Here is a 15,882-nt window from a genome sequence, read left to right as displayed (position 1 = left end):
TCAGTGCAGGAAGCCGGAGAGGTTGGTTTCGATGTTGCGCGGGTTCTCGCCCTGGGCGATCGAGATCAGGCCTTCGATGACCATTTCGCGGTCGCGGGTGTTGTGCGAGATCACACTCTTGAGCTTGGCGGCCACCGGCAGGAACAGCAGGTTGGCCGAGGCGATGCCGTAGATGGTGGCGGTGAACGCTGCGGCGATGCCGTGGCCGAGCTTGCTCGGGTCGGCCAGGTTCTTCATCACCGCGATCAGGCCGAGCACGGCGCCGATGATGCCGAGGGTCGGTGCGTAGATGCCCATCGCTTCAAAGACCTTGGCGCCGGCCTGGTCCTGATGCTCCTGGCTGCCCAGTTCGATTTCCAGCATGTGCCGCATCGATTCGGGTTCAACGCCATCGACCAGCAGCTGCAGGCCCTTGCGCAGGAACGGGTCCTGCTGCGCTTCCACCTGCGACTCCAGGCCCAGCAGGCCCTGGCGGCGGGCGATGTTGCTCCACTCGACGATCTGCTGGATCAGTTCGCGGCGATCACTGTGCGGCGGGCGCACGACCCAGCGCACGATCTTGAACGCATGCTTGAACACCGCCGGCGAGGTATGCAGCAGGATCGCGGCGACGGTGCCGACGATGACGATCACGAACGCCGCAGGCGACCACAACGACGCCAGGCCGGCGCCCTTGAGGATGCTGCCACCGACCAGCGAGGCCAGGGCGAGAAAGAGTCCAATGAGGCTGAGTCTATCCATGGTTCCGGTATCGGCGTGTATGAATGGGACTTGAGACACCGGTAGATCGCGTACAGACGGTAGTCACAGTTTTCGGGTCGCCGGGCGACGCCCGGCGTGGGTCATCGCAGTCCGTCCACGTCCAGGATCAGGGCCATGCGACCATCGCCGATCAAGGTTGCACCTGCATAACCACGCAGGCCGCGCAGGGCTTTCGGCAGCGGCTTGATGACCACTTCCTCGCGCCCGCGCACCTGGTCCACGACCAGCCCGAAGCGCGCTTCGCCGGCCTGCAGCACCACGATGGTCAGCAGGGGCGAGGCGGCCGGCGTCACATCCAGCCACTGGCGCAGATCGACCAGCGGCAGGGTGTGCGAGCGGCGGTCGAGCACGGCACGGCCATCGAACCAGCCCAGCGACGTGCGCGGTGCGTGCAGCACTTCCATCACGCGCGCCAGCGGCAGCGCGTAGACGTCCTCGCCGGCCTGCACCAGCAGGGTTGGCAGGATCGCCAGGGTCAGCGGCACGCGGATCAGGAAGCGGCTGCCACGGCCCAGCTCCGACTGGATCTGGATCTGGCCGCTCAGTTCGCGGATGCGTGACTGCACCACGTCCATGCCGACGCCGCGGCCGGAGATGTCGGTGACCTGCTGCTTGGTCGAGAAGCCCGGCAGGAACACCAGGTGCAGGCATTCCTCGCTGCTCAGGCGCGCAGCCGCTTCCGGATCGATCAGGCCCTTCTCGCGTGCCTTGGCGCGCAGCTTTTCGGGGTCGATGCCGGCGCCATCGTCCTGCACCTCGATGCTGACGTAGTCACCTTCCTGCTGCGCCGAAAGCCGCACGTGGCCCATCCGCGGCTTGCCCTGCGCCTCGCGCAGGTCGGGCATTTCCACGCCATGGTCGATGGCGTTGCGGACCAGGTGCACCAGCGGGTCGGCCAGCGCTTCGACCAGGTTGCGGTCGAGCTCGGTCTCGGCGCCGATCAGTTCCAGGTCCACTTCCTTCTTCAGCGAGCGGGCGACGTCGCGGGCCACCTTGGGGAAGCGGGAGAACACCTTGCCCACCGGCTGCATGCGGGTACGCATCACCGCCGACTGCAGGCGGGCCGTGGCGATGTCCAGTGTGGACACGGCGCGGTCCAGCTCTTCATCGCGCAGGCGTGCACGCAGGGTCTTGAGCCGATTGCGTGACAGCACCAGTTCGCCGATCAGGTTGACGATCGCGTCCAGGCGCTTGGTGTCTACGCGTACGGTATGTTCGGCCTCGGCCAACGGTTTGGCGGCCGGCTTTGCCACCGGTGCCGGTGTGGCGACCGGGCGCGGGGCTGCAACCGGCGCCGGTGCCACGGCGGCAGCAGGCTTGGTGCCCGGTGCGGCGCCACCGTGCAGCTGGTCGAGCAGGGCTTCGAACTCGTCTTCGCTGATCAGTCCGTCGTCGGCCTTCTTCGCCGGTGCGACCGCGGTCGGAGCGTTGCCACCATGCAGCTGGTCGAGCAGGGCCTCGAATTCGTCGTCGGTGATCAGGTCGCTGCCACCCGCGGCGGGTGCTGCTGCGGCGGCGGGTGCCGCCACGGCACCGCCGTGCACGTCGAACTGGGCGATCAGGTCCGGCGGCGCATAGCCCGGCTCGGTGCCGGAGGAAACTGCATCCAGCATCGACTGCAGGTAGTCCAGCGATTGCTGGGCCGCGTCGAAGTGATGGGCCTGCAGCACTGCCTGGCCGGCACGCGCGGCGCCCAGCGCTTCTTCAGCGGCATGGCACAGCTCCACCATGGCGGTGACGCCGAGGAAGCCGGCGCCGCCCTTGAGCGTGTGATAGCCGCGGAACACCGCGTTGAGCTGATCGCTGTCCTGCGGTGCCTGCTCCAGCGACACCAGCTGTTCGCCGAGGCGATCCAGGATTTCCTGTGCCTCGATGATGAAATCGGCAGTGATGTCGTCGGATACCGCGCTCATGCTTACAGCCCCAGATCCGACAACAGGTCGTCGGCGTCGTTCTGCGAGACCGCGTGGCGGTCCAGTCCCTTCAGTGCCGGCCCGGCCAGTTCCGGGTCGGTGCGATGCTGTTCCGGCGGCAGGCCGAGCGCGCCGAAGCCTTCGTGCACGCGGCGGACGATGCCGACCACGCGACGGATGATCTGCCCGGTCAGGTCCTGGTAGCTCTGGGTCAGGGCGATCTCGGTCAGGTTGTGGCGGATGCGCTCGAGCTGCGCGTCCTGGCCCGGCTGCAGGCCTTCGGCGCGCAGCTGTTCGGTCAGGTTGCGGCATTCCTCGGCCAGGTCCAGGGTGCGGTGCGTGGCCTGTTCGGTCATCGCCACCACGTGGTCCAGGCGCGCGCAGGCATCGTCCAGCTCGCCGGCTTCGCTCGGCACGGTCGGCAGTTCACCCAGCGCCTGTCCCAGCTCGCGGGCCAGCCGCGAAAGACCGCTCATCATCGGCTGCGTGCGCAGCGCGACCAGTCCGTCGATGCGTTGCCGCCAGGCGGCTTCGTCACCGGACTCCAGCGCGTCCAGGGCTTCCTGCAGGCGCAGGGCGAGGGCGTTCTTGTCGACCGTGGTATCCATCAGGCGCTGGCCGCCAGGCGTTCGAAGATCTTGCCCAGCTTCTCTTCCAGCGTCTGCGCGGTGAACGGCTTGATGATGTAGCCGTTGACGCCGCTCTGGGCCGCTTCGATGATCTGCTCGCGCTTGGCTTCGGCGGTGACCATCAGCACCGGCAGCGTCTTCAGCTTGGCGTCGGCGCGGATCGCCTTCAGCAGCTCGATGCCGGTCATCACCGGCATGTTCCAGTCGGTCACCACGAAATCGAACGGCTGGCTCTGCAGAAGCGACAGCGCGGCATGCCCGTCCTCGGCTTCGGCGGTATTGGTGAAGCCCAGATCGCCCAGCAGGTTCTTGACGATTCGACGCATGGTCGAGAAGTCGTCGACGATCAGGATGCGCATGTTCTTGTTCAAAGCAGAATTCCTTTGTTGTTCATTCCGGACGGCCGGGGGCAGCCGCCTCGGGGATGTTCATTCTTCGAGGCCGGCGTCGGCGGCCTCGAACAGCTTCAGCCGGCCACGCAGGCGCAGTACCGCCTGGCCGTGGATCTGGCAGACCCGCGACTCGCTCACACCGAGCACCGCGCCGATCTCCTTCAGGTTCAGTTCCTGCTCGTAGTACAGCGAGAGCACCAGCTGTTCGCGCTCGGGCAGGTGGCCGATGGCCTTGCCCAGCTCGCGGCCGAACTCGCCGCGCTCCAGCACCTGCTGCGGGGTCGGGCCGCCCTGGGCCACGGTGTCCAGCTCGCCCTGGTCCTCGATGCGCGATTCAAGACTCAGCACCTGGCCACGGGCAGCGTCTTCCATCAGCCGCAGGTACTCGGGCAATGGCATCTCCATCGCGGCGGCCACTTCGGTGGCGCTGGCGGCACGGCCACTGCTCTGTTCCAGGCGGCGGATGGTGGCGGCGGCATCACGTGCACGGCGGTGCACCGAGCGCGGCACCCAGTCGCCACGGCGGATCTCATCGATCATCGAACCGCGGATGCGGATCGAGGCGTAGGTCTCGAACGAAGCCCCCTGGTCGGCGTCATAGCTGCGCGAGGCTTCGATCAGTCCCATCATGCCGGCCTGGATCAGGTCGTCGACCTCGACGCTCGCCGGCAGGCGTGCGGCCAGGTGGTGGGCGATGCGCCGCACCAGGTCCGAATGCTGGGCGATGACCTCGTTGGCCGCCGTGCGCTGGACTTCCCGGTACTGGGCTGCGCCTTTCATGCGGCCACCCCGCGCTGCTTGAGGATACGCTCGAGGAAGAACTCGACGCCGCCACGCGGTTCGGTCGGCGCCTGCCAGCGTGCGGTGCGGCGGGCAATCTCGGTGATCGCCAGCGCGGCCGGGCTGGACGGGTAGGCCTTTACCACTGGCTGCTGGCGCTGCACCGACAGGCGCAGCCAGTCATCCTGTGGCACACAGCCCAGATAGTTCAGCGAGACATCGGCGAGGAATTTCTCGCAGACCCGGGTCAGCTTTTCGTACAGCACGCGGCCCTCGTTGGGGTCGCGCACCATGTTGGCCACCACCTGGATGCGGTCCACGCCGCGCTCGCGCGAAAGCACCTTGATCAGCGCATAGGCGTCGGTGATCGAGGCCGGCTCGTCACAGACCACCACCACGGTGTCCTGTGCGGCTTGGCAGAAGGTCAGCACGCCATCGGTGATGCCGGCGGCGGTGTCCACCACCATGATGTCCAGTTCGCGTTCCAGTTCGGAGAACACGTTGACCAGGCCGACGTGCTCGGCCGGGGCCAGCTCGGCCATGTGGCGGCGACCGGACGCGGCCGGGACCACCAGCACGCCGTTCGGGCCTTCGACGATGACGTCATCCAGCGTGCAGCGGCCGGCGACCAGATCGGCCAGGGTAAAGGTGGGGTTCAGGCCCAGGATCACGTCGATGTTGGCAAGGCCAAGGTCGGCGTCCAGCAGCAGCGTGCGCTTGCCCATGCCGGCCAGCGCCACGGCCAGGTTGGCCGAAACGTTGGTCTTGCCCACGCCGCCCTTGCCGCCAGTGACGGCAATGGTGCGCACAGGGCCGAGCGGCTCGCTGCGGGTGGCCGACAGCGGGAAGGTCTTGGTCAGCTTGGCGTACTCACGCGACGGCATGGTTCAACTCCGGGTTGCAGGGCATATCGGCCGCACGGCGCAAATCTTCAAGGCGAAGTACGAGATTGGCCGCACTGGCCCGGTGCAGGTCCTCCGGAACGTCCTGGCCATCGGTCACCCAGGTGATCGGCAGGGCATGGTCCACGGCCACCGACAGGGCGTTGCCGAAGCGGCCGGTCTCGTCCAGCTTGCTCAGCACCAGACCCTGCAGGTTGGCGGCGCCGAAGCGGCGGACCACCTCGTCCATGTCGCCGAAGCTGGTATTGGCCGGCAGCACCAGCAGGGTGCGCACCTGGCGGGCGGCACGCAGCCATTGCAGCTGGGCGGCCAGTGCGCGGTCGCGCGGGCCCAGGCCGGCGGTGTCGATCAGCACCAGCTTGTAGTCCTTCAGGCGTTCCAGCAGCTGGTCCAGGTCGGTGCCACTGTTGGCCTCGTGCACCGCGATGCCGAGTTGGCGGCCGTAACCGTACAGCTGCTCGCGGGCACCGATGCGGGTGGTGTCGGTGGTGACCAGGGCGACATCACGCGGCGCGTGCTTCTCGGCGAAGCGCGAGGCCAGCTTGGCGATGGTGGTGGTCTTGCCGGCGCCGGTCGGGCCCACCAGGGCGATCACGCCGCCTTCTTCCAGCGGGTCGACCGGGGCGATCGGCAGCTTGCGCGAAATCAGCCCAAGCATCAGGCCGCGGCCACGGTGGGCTTCGGTCTCCAGCGGGATCTGCATGGCCACATCGCGGGCCAGGCCGGCGTCGAAACCGTACTCGTCCATCAGGTCCAGCGCGGTGGCGCGCACCGGGCAGCCACGCAGGCGCTCGTCGGTGAAGCGGTTCATCTCGCGCTCGATCACCTGGCGCATGCCGGCCACTTCCTGGCGCAGCTGGCGGATCTCGGCGTCGTCCTGGGCGACCACGGTCAGCACCGGGGCCGGGGCGAGGGTGGGCTCCGGCGAGGTTTCGATGACGGCGTCGGCCACTGCCGGTTCGCTGGCGGCGATCTCCGGCTGTGCTTCGGTCGGAGCCGCGCCCGGCAGCGGCGGCGGCTGCACGGCGGGGGCCGCGCTTTCGTGATGCATCTCGTGCGGCGGGTCGATCTGGAAGCGGGCACGGTTGGCTGGCGCGCTGGCGGCCGGTGCCGATGCCGGTGCAACGATGGCCTCGGCGAACGGGGCGAAGATCTGTTCCGGCAGCGCCGGTTCGTTGACGGCGGCGCGCGCCAGGGTGGCGGCAAAGCCGGTGCTGCCACGGGTCGGCACGATCTCGTCGGCGCTGTCCAGGGTGCGGCCAGTGGCGCCGACCGCGGCGCGGGCGAGGGCGGCCACAGCCGAGGTGGTGGCGGCGACCGGTTCCGGCGCCGGGGTGCTGCTGCGGCGGCGGGTGACGGCGGCGATCACCGCGTCGGCGGCGGTGCGCGGCTTGGGTGCCGGCGGCGGAGCGACGTCACGGCGCGAGGCTTCCAGTGCACGCTGCACGGCGCTCTCGTCATAGTTCGCGGCGGCGACGATCTCGATGCCTTCCTCGATCCGGCGGTTGGACAGGATCACGGCGTCAGGACCATGTTCCTTGCGCACCAGGTTCATGGCCGAGCGCATGTCGGCGGCGACGAATCGTTTGATTTTCATGCTGTGGTCACGGGACGAAGACGGCGGGGGGGCGGTCGGAGAACTCGGGTGGTCGGTGGTCTGCACGGTGCGGGTTCCCCTTGGTGTCTGTCTGTTGCGTTGGTTCGAAAGTGGTGTCTGTTTTCTGGCGCATCGGTGGGCGGCGTCAGCTGATCGTTCCGACCAGCTTCAGTCGCTTGTCCTCCGGTACCTCGCTGTAGGCCAGGACCGACAGCGACGGGACGCTGTGGCGGACCAGACGCGCCAGCGCGGCGCGCACCGGGCCCGGTACCAGCACGACCGCCGGCTCGTTTCGCGCTTCCTGCTTGCTGACACATTCGGCCAGGCTCTGGTGCAGTCGCTCTGCGAGTCCGGGTTCCAGCGCGGCGCCGTTGCCCTGCGTGGACTCCTGCAAGACACGTTCCAATTGCGGGTTGAGGGTGAACACTGGCAGTTCCGCCGACATTCCGGCGATCTCCTGCACGATGAAACGGCCCAGTGCGGTGCGCACGGCGGCGGTCAGCACGGCCGGGTCCTGGCTGTTCGGCGCGTGTTCGACCAGTGCTTCGGCGATCTTGCGCAGCTGGCGGATCGGAATGCGTTCGACCAGCAGGTTCTGCAGCACGCGCACAACCGCCGACAGCGGCAGCGCCTTCGGCGTCAGATCTTCGACGAGCTTGGGCGCGCTCTTGGCCAGGTTGGCCAGCAGGTGCTGCACTTCCTCGTGGCCGAGCAGTTCGGGTGCGTGTTCGCGGATCAGGTGCGACAGATGGGTGGCGACCACGGTGGCCGGGTCGACCACCGTGTAGCCCAGCGTTTCGGCCTGGGCGCGCTGGTGCGGCTGGATCCAGGTGGCATCCAGGCCGAACGCGGGGTCCTTGCCGGCGATGCCTTCCAGCGTGCCGAGCGCACTGCCCGGGTCCAGTGCCAGTTCGCGGTCCGGATGGATCTCGGCGGTGGCCACCGGCACGCCGTGCACCAGCACGCGGTAACCATTGGCCGGCAACTCCAGGTTGTCGCGGATGTGCACCGAGGGAATCAGGAAGCCCACGTCCTGGGTCAGCTTGCGGCGCACGCCCTTGATGCGCGCCATCAGCTCACCGCCCTGGTTGCTGTCCACCAGCGGAATCAGCCGGTAGCCGACCTCCAGGCCCAGCGGATCGACCGGGCGCAGCTCGTCCCAGCTCAGCTCGGCGGTCGGTGCCGGCGCGGCAGGGCGGCCCAGCGCATTGAGTGCGGCGGCGTCGTTGCCTGCGGCTGCCGGATCGGTGGCGGCGGTCTTGCCCTTGCGGTAGACCTTCCAGGCGATGAAGCCGAGGATCGCGGACAGCGTCAGGAAGGCGACGTTGGGCATGCCCGGCACCAGGCCGACCACGCCGATGATGCCGGCGGTGATCGCCAGTGCGCGGTACTGGCCGAACACCTGGCCGGTCATGGCCTGGGCCATGTCCTGCGAACGCGAGGCGCGGGTGACCAGCATTGCCACCGCGCTGGACACCAGCAGTGCCGGCAGCTGCGCCACCAGGCCGTCACCGATGGAGAGCAGGGTGTAGGTGGCGGCGGCGTCGCCGAACGGCATGCCATGCTGCAGCACGCCCACGGCCAGGCCGCCGAGCATGTTGATGAACAGGATCAGGATGCCGGCGATGGCGTCGCCGCGGATGAACTTGCTGGCGCCGTCCATTGCGCCGTAGAAGTCGGCTTCCTCGCGGACTTCTTCACGGCGCAGCTTGGCTTCTTCACGCGTCAGCAAACCGGCGTTGAGGTCGGCGTCGATCGCCATCTGCTTGCCCGGCATGGCGTCCAGGATGAAGCGCGCGGTCACTTCCGAGACGCGGCCGGCGCCCTTGGTGATGACCACGAAGTTGATGATGGTGAGGATCGCGAACACCACGATGCCGACCGCGTAGTTGCCGCCGATCACGAATTCGCCGAAGGCGGCGATGACCTTGCCCGCGGCGTCGTGGCCGTTCTGGCCGTTGAGCAGGATGACGCGGGTGGACGCCACGTTCAGTGCCAGCCGCAGCATGGTGGTGATCAGCAGCACGATCGGGAAGATGGTGAAGTCCAGCGGGCGCTTCACGTAGACCACCGCCAGCAGCACCATCAGCGAGATGGCGATGTTGAAGGTGAACAGCGCATCGAGCACCGGCGCGGCCAGCGGCACCACGACCATGGCCAGCAGGGCCAGCACGATCAGCGGTGCGCCAAGGCCCTGACGGATCATTTCCAGGGCGCGGCGGGTGTTGAAACCGGTGGAGGGCTGGGCGCTCACGGGCGGCCTCCCTTGCCGAATTCATCCACCTGGATGTGCGGGGCGTCCGGCATCGGGCCAGTGCGCCAGGCGCGCAGCTGGTAGACGTATGACAGGACCTGGGCGACGGCCGAATACAGTCTCACGGGGATTTCCTTTCCGAGTTGGCCTTCCCGATACAAGGCGCGTGCCAAAGGCGGGGCGGAGACGATCGCGACCTTGTTGCCGTCGGCCACTTCACGGATGCGCAGGGCGGTCTCGTCCACGCCCAGCGCAACCACGGTCGGGGCGTTCATGGCACCACCTTCGTACTTCAGGGCCACCGCGTAGTGGGTGGGGTTGACCACCACCACGTCGGCGGTGGGTACCGCTTCCATCATCCGGCGGTTGGCCATCTGCTGCTGCAGCTGGCGGATGCGGCCCTTGACCTCGGGGCTGCCCTCGCTTTCCTTCATTTCCCGGCGCAGCTCTTCACGCGTCATCTTCAGCTTGCGCATCCAGTTCCAGCGCTGGTACGGCGCGTCGATGGCGGCCAGCACCAGCATGGCGCCGGCGGTGGCCAGCAGCAGGCGCAGGGTGAAGCCGAGGCCGTCGGTGATGGCGGTCTCCAGCGGGTGGTGGATCAGCCCACGCAGGGTGTCGAAGCCGGTCCAGACCACCAGCCCCGCGGCGACGCCGACGAAGGCCACGCGCAGCAGCGATTTGGTGAATTCGGCGATGGCCTCCGGGCCATACAGGCGCTTGAGCCCGCTCATCGGGTTCATGCGGTTGATGTCGGGCAGCAACGCCTTCTGCGACCAGCGCAGGCCACCCATCACCAGCGGTGCGACGAAACTGGCCAGCAGGCAGACCAGCACCAGCGGCGCGATCACCAGCATGAACTGCAGCAGCAGGTCGCCGAAGTGGCCGAACAGTTCCTTCGGGTTCTGCCGCAGGCTCTGTTCGGGGCTGAGCGCCTGCTTCATCCAGGCCGTGGCGCCGCGGCCGATCGAGCCGCTCATGGCCATCACCGCCAGTACGCCGGCACCGAACACGGCGGCGGTGCCGAGTTCGCGCGAGCGCGGCAGGTTGCCCTGTTCACGGGCGTCGCGCAGGCGTTTTTCGGTCGGTTGTTCGGTCTTTTCGCCGGCGGATTCGTTCTCGGACATCACGGGCACTGCGGCAGGGGTTGCCGGGGTGCGTGCAAGAACCGTGCCGCTAGCCTTCAGTCGCGAACGGCAGCACTGTGTGTCTGCTCCTGCTCATTCTGGTGTTCGCAGTGCTGTATGCGCTGGCGCGCTTACGCATTCAGCGGGCGGGGAAGATCGTTCAACTGCTGCTGTACAGGGGGGCAGCTAGCAGCTACATGAGGCATGATGGCCAGACACGCAGAAGAGAAGGGCGATGCTGAATGGATTGCAGGATGGGATATCGCAGCAATGAGTTTTGACATTGTCGTTTTGAAGCTGGAAGGCCCCGGTGAAAAAGACCTGTCCAATGTTGAGGCTGTGCAGGATATTGGATGTCCCCAGGCCGTAATCGCATCATTGGAGTTGGTGTTCCCTGGATGCGTCCAAAGTGCATTCTCGGATGGTGAGCGCTACTCGCTCGAGTCCGCTCTGAATGGAGACCCGGTGAGCTCCATACACCTTACTCTCAGATTCGGCCGAGCATGGTCTGAGGCAGCCAATGCTGAGTTCATGGCCCTGCTTTCAACACTTTGCCAGCGGTTGCAGTCAGTCGCTTTTGCGGTCTCCGACAACTCGAGGCTCGCTCCTCCCTACCCGGTCACGCTGAAGTGATTTGCTCACTCCGGGCTGGTTCAGGTGCGCGGCCGTGGGGGTTCATCAACCCCCACCTTCTGGCGCTTTGAAGCCAGTAGCCAGCTCCACCCGCGGCCGCGGCAGGTCATGCAGCCGCACGGGCACTACGGCTGGGGTTGCCGGGTGCACAAGAACTGTTCTGTGATGGCGGGGCGGCGGTGTCACCCGGTCGGCGTTACCGCCTGCAGCGGGATCATCAGCACGCTGTCGCTGTGCCAGTCCACCTGCAGCGGGGCGCCCGCATCGGCGGCCGATTCATCGCTGACATCGCGGCCGGTGCCGTGGTTCACCTGATGCATGGCGTCCTTCAGCACGTCCACCTTCACCAGCAGGCGGCTGCCTGCAGCCAGGCGGCGGGCGACCATGCGCGTGCGGTCGAAGGGCAGGTGGGTCCATTGGCGGGGCTGCAACAACTGGCGCGTGCTCGGGTTACGCACGTGGCTGGCCCGGCCCATGTAGTAGGACAGCTGCATGCGGCGGCCATCGGCCATCAGCTCGTACAGGGTGACGGTGAAATCGAAATCCCGCTTGTTGATGCGCACCTTCAGGTCACCAGAGAAGCTTCCCACCAGATCCATCGGTGCAATGAACGGTTCGGAGACGAAGGCCAGCGCGGTGTCCGCTTCGTCCTGTGCCGCGACGATCGGGAACGGGTAGTAGCCGTGCCGCATTTCGTTGCGGTCGGCCAGGTCCACGGTCTGCCGTAGGTGGCCAGGGGCTGGCGACTGTTCCAGCAGGCGGTGGTAGCCATCGGATGATGCCTGATCGGCGGAGAGGTGGTAGCGGCGGCGATCGCCCGCAGCCGCCTCCAGCGTTGCCGCATGCCCCCACGTGTTGGCGCCCATCAGCTGGTAATTCACGCGGTCGGGCACCAGCGCCGGACGCGGGGCGCCGCGCAGCACATGGTCCAACCACTGGAAGGTGACTGCCGGGGTGTCGAACTGCGCGGCAGGGTCGACCGCGTAATCGCGCAGCTCCATGGGTTTGAGCGCCGACTGCGCACCGCGATGGTCATAGGGACCGATCAGCAGGGCGTGGTCGGCATCGGGGCGGTGCCTGAGGTGCTCCTTGAAGTACTGCAGTGCCGAGATCTGGCCGTCGTCGTAGTAACCGGTGATGGTCAGCACCGGGATGCGGATGTCGTCGAACTGGTCGCCATAGGGAACCATCGACTGCCAGTAAGCGTCGTACGCCGGGTGATCGAGCCAGCGCTGCAGCCAGGGGTTGGGCGTGCCGTCGACCTGGTCGATCTGCCGGTATGGGCGGCCGGAGGCATACCAGCGGCGCGGCAGCTCCGACCAGCGCTCGTCCTGGTCGTAGGTGTCGTTGTCCAGCATCGGACCATTGGCCACATAGAACGCCCAACCGTAGTTGGCACTCAGGAACACGTTGTTCTCCATCGGCAGGCCCTGGCCGGGGATGGCGGCAACGTAGGGCACGATGGTCTTCAATGCGGGATGGTGATGGCGCGCTGCTGCCCAGGCGGTAAAGCCTTCGTAGCTGCCGCCATACATGGCGACCCGGCCATCGTTCCATGGCTGGTGGCTGATCCAGTCGATGGCCGCGTTGGCGTCCTCGCCGTCATGTTCGTAGGGAGCGATGGTGCCCGTGCCCTGGCCTTTGCCGCGCGCATCGACCACGATGCCGGCGTAGCCATGCGCGGCGGCCAGCAGCATCTTCTGCCGGTTCTTCGGTGGATCGGTGTAGATGGTGAACAGCATGGCCGCAGGCAGCGGCGCAGTGGCAGCGCGTGGCCGTGCCAACTGGGCCGACAGCACCACGTCGCCGCCTGCGGGAATGCGCAGGGTGTCGTCGATGACGAAGCGACGCTGCTCTTCTGCGGCGACCAGTGCGGGGGCCATTGCGGCGGCCAGGGTCTGTGCACGCAGTACTGCCCGCAGACGCAGCAGTTCCAGGGCGACGGCCTCGGATACGGTCGCGGCACCTGCCTGCGCCGCGATGGCCTGCTCCAGCTGGGCGCGCGCCCGGGCCGGCTCAGCCGAGAGCGCGGCATCGGCCTGCACCGCGGCGACGTCGTCGAGGGCAGCGAAGGTGCTGTGGAAGGCACGCGCATAAGCGGCGTTGTCCCGCTCGCCGGCGGTGGCGAACAGCAGCATGGGCACCCAGCGCTGCACCGCCGCGGTATCACCGTCGCTTGCCAGCGATGCCCGCGCCTGCTGGATCGATTGCCGCGCTTCGGCCGTCTGACCCATCGCCAGCAGCGCGTGGCCGCGCTGTGCATCGGTCAGGCTGGGGGACTCCAGCACCCCCTTGCCCAGAGCCTGCAGGGCAGCGTCGACCTGGGCCGGGGAAGCATCGGCTGGCAATGACCACGGCAGATCAGCGGCGGCAGCGTGGCCAACAGCAAGGGCCAGCAACAAGCCTGCAAGGGTGGTGCGTAGGGCCACGGGCGCTTCCTTGGATGATGGTGGAGCGGCTCATCCACGCATGGCGTGGACCCACTGGGGATCGGCACCCCATGGTAGCGCCGGGCCACGCCTGCGGGAGCCGAGCGCAGGCTCGGCTCTACAGAGGAGCGTTGTCGCTGGGCGGTGGGCTCTGCGCCAGCTCCACCCGCGGTCGGGGCAGGTCGTGCAGTTGCATGAAGCGCGCCGCATCGACCGGGCGGCCGAGCAGGTAGCCCTGCAGGTAATCGCATCCCAGGCGCTCCAGGTAGGCGCGCTGGGCGGCGGTTTCCACGCCTTCGGCGACGATGTCCATGTCCAGCGCATGGCCCAGCGCCACGATGGCCGAGACAATCACCACATCCTCGGCGCTGTGCTCCAGATCGCGCACGAACGCGTGGTCGATCTTGATCTCGGTAGCCGGCAGCCGCTTCAGGTACAGCAGGCTGGAGTAGCCGGTGCCGAAGTCATCGATGGAGATGCCCACGCCCAGCGCCGAGAGCGCCTGCAGCAGGCGCAGGCTGGTATCGGTATCGCGCATCACCGTGCTTTCGGTGATCTCCAGCACCAGGTGGCGCGGGGCAATGTCGTAGCGTTCGATCACTTCACGCACATCCTGCAGCAGGTGCGGCGAACTGAACTGTATCGGCGACAGGTTCACCGACATCGACCAGCCTTCGTGACCGGCGTCATGCCAGCGGCGTAGCTGCAGGCAGGCCTGATCCAGCGCCCAGCGCCCGATGTCGTTGATCGCGCCGCTGCGCTCGGCCAGCCGGATGAAGCGGTCCGGCGGGATCAGGCCATGCTCCGGATGGCGCCAGCGGATCAACGCTTCGGCACCGGCCACCTTCTGCGTGGCTACCTGGATCTTCGGCTGGTAGTGCAGGAACAGCTGCTCGCTGCCAATGGCCCGGCGCAGGTCGGCCAGCAGCCGGAACTGTTGTTCGGCGCTGTCATTCATCCAGTCGGCGAACAACACGAAGGCGTTGCGTCCGGAATCCTTGGCCTGGTACATCGCTGCATCGGCAAAGGCCATCAGCTGCCGCTCGCTGGCAGCGTGGTCGGGACAGATCGCCACGCCGATGCTGGCGGTCACCTGCAGTTCGTTGTCCGGTAGCAGGGGCCCACTGCCGACCGCCTGCAGGATGCGCCGGGCCAGGGTCGGAAGGTCCTCGTCATGCTCGATGCGCACCACCAATACGAACTCGTCCCCGCCCAGACGGGCCAGCATGTCGTGGGGGCGCAGCAGCTGGCGCGTACGTTCGGCCACCGCCACCAGCAGTGCATCACCGGCCTGATGGCCATAGGCATCGTTGACCTGCTTGAAGCCATCCAGGTCCATGAACATCACTGCGAATCGGCTGCCGCCCTGTTCGGCCTCGGCCAGTGCCTGCACGATCCGACGCTGCAGCAGCAGGCGGTTGGGCAGGCGGGTGAGCGGGTCGTGCAGTGCAGCCTGGGTCAGTTCCTGCTGTGCGTCGGTCAGCGAGGTGCTCAACAGGGAATTGCGCAGGCGCAGCAGCTGCGCCTCCACCCGCTGGTCCAGCCAGGACACCACCAGCACCACGGCCAGGATTGCGACGGTCAGTACCACCACCAGCATCGCCAGCCATTCGCTCTGCAGGCCATCGCCGACCGCCGCGCCACAGATGCTGCCTTCCGGAAAACGTGCGGCGGCCATGCCGGTGTAGTGCATGCCGACGATCGCCAGCCCGAGCAGGCCGGCCGCTGCCAGGCGGTCGCCGACACGGGTGCGCTGCGCACGCAGGCGGAACGCCACATACAGGGCCGTCCACGACGCAGCGACTGCCACCATCAGTGAAAACAGCAGCCAGCCCGGGTCATAGTCGATGCCCGGCTGCATGCGCATTGCGGCCATGCCAACGTAATGCATGCCGGCGATGCCGGTACCCATCAACAGTGCGCCGCCAGCCAGGCGCGGATGCGGCAGGGTGCGCAGCGAGACCAGCCACAGTGCGAACACTGACGAGGCGATGGCCAGGGCCAGGGAGAGCAGGGTGATGGGCAGGTCGTAGCCGAGCGGAATGGGCAGGTCGAAGGCGAGCATGCCGATGAAATGCATCGACCAGATGCCCAGGCCCATGGCGAAGCCGCCGCCCAGCCGCCACCACCACGCCGCGCCCTTGCCGGGTGCGGTGACCGTGCGCCCGGCCATTGCCAGCGCAGTGTACGAAGCCATCACGGCAACCAGCAGCGAGATCGCCACCAGCCACGGGTTGTACGTGCCTACCAGCATTCGTCAGTCTCCCGGACCTGCCTGTCGACGGAAACCACGGTGGGGCATGCATGAGGCAGGCCGACGCCGGGCGGCGGCCACGTGCGGCATCCCCCCGGTTGCCGCGCATTCACTCTAACGCGCGGACCCGGGGGAAGGGCAAGCAGTAAAACGTGAAATTGCGCCCGTGTAGAGCCGAGCCCATGCTCGGCTGCCGCTCCCGCCGAAGAC

12 protein-coding genes are annotated in these 15,882 nt (G+C 67.5%); 1 reads left to right on the top strand and 11 read right to left on the bottom strand.

The window, feature by feature from the left end; translation table 11 throughout:
* The 9 genes from N5D20_RS09850 to flhB all read right to left on the bottom strand — a co-directional run bounded on the left by N5D20_RS09850 (position 1) and on the right by flhB (position 10,356).
* Complete coding sequence (locus N5D20_RS09850) at positions 1 to 741, bottom strand: flagellar motor protein (protein ID WP_010482457.1); 741 nt, start codon at positions 739 to 741, stop codon at positions 1 to 3.
* Between the two features lie 101 nt (positions 742 to 842).
* A complete protein-coding gene (locus tag N5D20_RS09845) occupies positions 843 to 2,675 on the bottom strand; it encodes a chemotaxis protein CheA (protein WP_197579428.1) in 1,833 nt (610 codons plus the stop codon).
* Between the two features lie 2 nt (positions 2,676 to 2,677).
* Positions 2,678 to 3,283, bottom strand: a complete 606-nt coding sequence (locus N5D20_RS09840) for a protein phosphatase CheZ (RefSeq protein ID WP_049434710.1) — start codon at positions 3,281 to 3,283, stop codon at positions 2,678 to 2,680.
* The gene (cheY, locus tag N5D20_RS09835) at positions 3,283 to 3,675 is read right to left on the bottom strand and encodes a chemotaxis response regulator CheY (RefSeq protein ID WP_006365466.1); all 393 of its coding nucleotides are present in this window, start codon (positions 3,673 to 3,675) and stop codon (positions 3,283 to 3,285) included. Before cheY ends, N5D20_RS09840 begins: the two co-directional genes overlap by 1 nt.
* A 57-nt stretch (positions 3,676 to 3,732) precedes the next feature.
* Positions 3,733 to 4,476, bottom strand: coding sequence for an RNA polymerase sigma factor FliA (locus tag N5D20_RS09830; RefSeq protein WP_010482450.1), 744 nt, complete (start codon positions 4,474 to 4,476; stop codon positions 3,733 to 3,735).
* Positions 4,473 to 5,360 (bottom strand): P-loop NTPase, encoded by an 888-nt coding sequence (locus N5D20_RS09825; protein ID WP_010482449.1) that lies wholly within the window; start codon positions 5,358 to 5,360, stop codon positions 4,473 to 4,475. Before N5D20_RS09825 ends, N5D20_RS09830 begins: the two co-directional genes overlap by 4 nt.
* A complete protein-coding gene (gene flhF, locus N5D20_RS09820; protein ID WP_197579429.1) occupies positions 5,347 to 6,975 on the bottom strand; it encodes a flagellar biosynthesis protein FlhF in 1,629 nt (542 codons plus the stop codon). The genes N5D20_RS09825 and flhF overlap by 14 nt, the downstream gene beginning before the upstream one ends.
* Positions 6,976 to 7,120: 145 nt before the next feature.
* Entirely contained in the window at positions 7,121 to 9,181 is a 2,061-nt protein-coding gene (flhA, locus tag N5D20_RS09815; RefSeq protein ID WP_197579434.1) for a flagellar biosynthesis protein FlhA, read from the bottom strand.
* A gap of 44 nt (positions 9,182 to 9,225) precedes the next feature.
* On the bottom strand, positions 9,226 to 10,356 hold the full coding sequence (gene flhB / locus N5D20_RS09810; RefSeq protein ID WP_005416428.1) for a flagellar biosynthesis protein FlhB: 1,131 nt from the start codon (positions 10,354 to 10,356) through the stop codon (positions 9,226 to 9,228).
* A gap of 207 nt (positions 10,357 to 10,563) precedes the next feature.
* Between flhB and N5D20_RS09805 the strand changes: the two genes are divergently transcribed.
* The gene (locus tag N5D20_RS09805) at positions 10,564 to 10,989 is read left to right on the top strand and encodes a hypothetical protein (RefSeq protein WP_239684568.1); all 426 of its coding nucleotides are present in this window, start codon (positions 10,564 to 10,566) and stop codon (positions 10,987 to 10,989) included.
* A gap of 182 nt (positions 10,990 to 11,171) precedes the next feature.
* Here the strand turns inward: N5D20_RS09805 and N5D20_RS09800 are convergent, their stop codons facing one another.
* Together N5D20_RS09800 and N5D20_RS09795 are read right to left on the bottom strand one after the other, a co-directional pair.
* Positions 11,172 to 13,418: a CocE/NonD family hydrolase gene (locus N5D20_RS09800; protein WP_197579430.1), complete on the bottom strand. Its 2,247-nt coding sequence runs from the start codon at positions 13,416 to 13,418 to the stop codon at positions 11,172 to 11,174.
* Positions 13,419 to 13,536: 118 nt separating this feature from the next.
* Positions 13,537 to 15,672 (bottom strand): bifunctional diguanylate cyclase/phosphodiesterase, encoded by a 2,136-nt coding sequence (locus tag N5D20_RS09795; RefSeq protein WP_197579431.1) that lies wholly within the window; start codon positions 15,670 to 15,672, stop codon positions 13,537 to 13,539.
* Positions 15,673 to 15,882: the final 210 nt, after the last annotated feature.

Origin of the sequence: Stenotrophomonas sp. GD03877 (genome assembly GCF_029840555.1) — a bacterium.
GTDB classification, from domain to species: domain Bacteria; phylum Pseudomonadota; class Gammaproteobacteria; order Xanthomonadales; family Xanthomonadaceae; genus Stenotrophomonas; species Stenotrophomonas geniculata.
The sequence above is the reverse complement of the archived record's forward strand: the minus strand, read 5'-3'. Positions and strand labels throughout refer to the sequence as shown.

Coding starts and splice junctions, on each gene's coding strand:
- N5D20_RS09830 (WP_010482450.1), bottom strand. CDS start 4,476: ATGAAAGGCGCAGCCCAGTACCGGGAAGTCCAGCGCACGGCGGCCAAC.
- N5D20_RS09845 (WP_197579428.1), bottom strand. CDS start 2,675: ATGAGCGCGGTATCCGACGACATCACTGCCGATTTCATCATCGAGGCA.
- flhF (WP_197579429.1), bottom strand. CDS start 6,975: ATGAAAATCAAACGATTCGTCGCCGCCGACATGCGCTCGGCCATGAAC.
- N5D20_RS09840 (WP_049434710.1), bottom strand. CDS start 3,283: ATGGATACCACGGTCGACAAGAACGCCCTCGCCCTGCGCCTGCAGGAA.
- N5D20_RS09850 (WP_010482457.1), bottom strand. CDS start 741: ATGGATAGACTCAGCCTCATTGGACTCTTTCTCGCCCTGGCCTCGCTG.
- flhB (WP_005416428.1), bottom strand. CDS start 10,356: ATGTCCGAGAACGAATCCGCCGGCGAAAAGACCGAACAACCGACCGAA.
- N5D20_RS09795 (WP_197579431.1), bottom strand. CDS start 15,672: ATGCTGGTAGGCACGTACAACCCGTGGCTGGTGGCGATCTCGCTGCTG.
- flhA (WP_197579434.1), bottom strand. CDS start 9,181: ATGATCCGTCAGGGCCTTGGCGCACCGCTGATCGTGCTGGCCCTGCTG.
- N5D20_RS09825 (WP_010482449.1), bottom strand. CDS start 5,360: ATGCCGTCGCGTGAGTACGCCAAGCTGACCAAGACCTTCCCGCTGTCG.
- N5D20_RS09805 (WP_239684568.1), top strand. CDS start 10,564: ATGGCCAGACACGCAGAAGAGAAGGGCGATGCTGAATGGATTGCAGGA.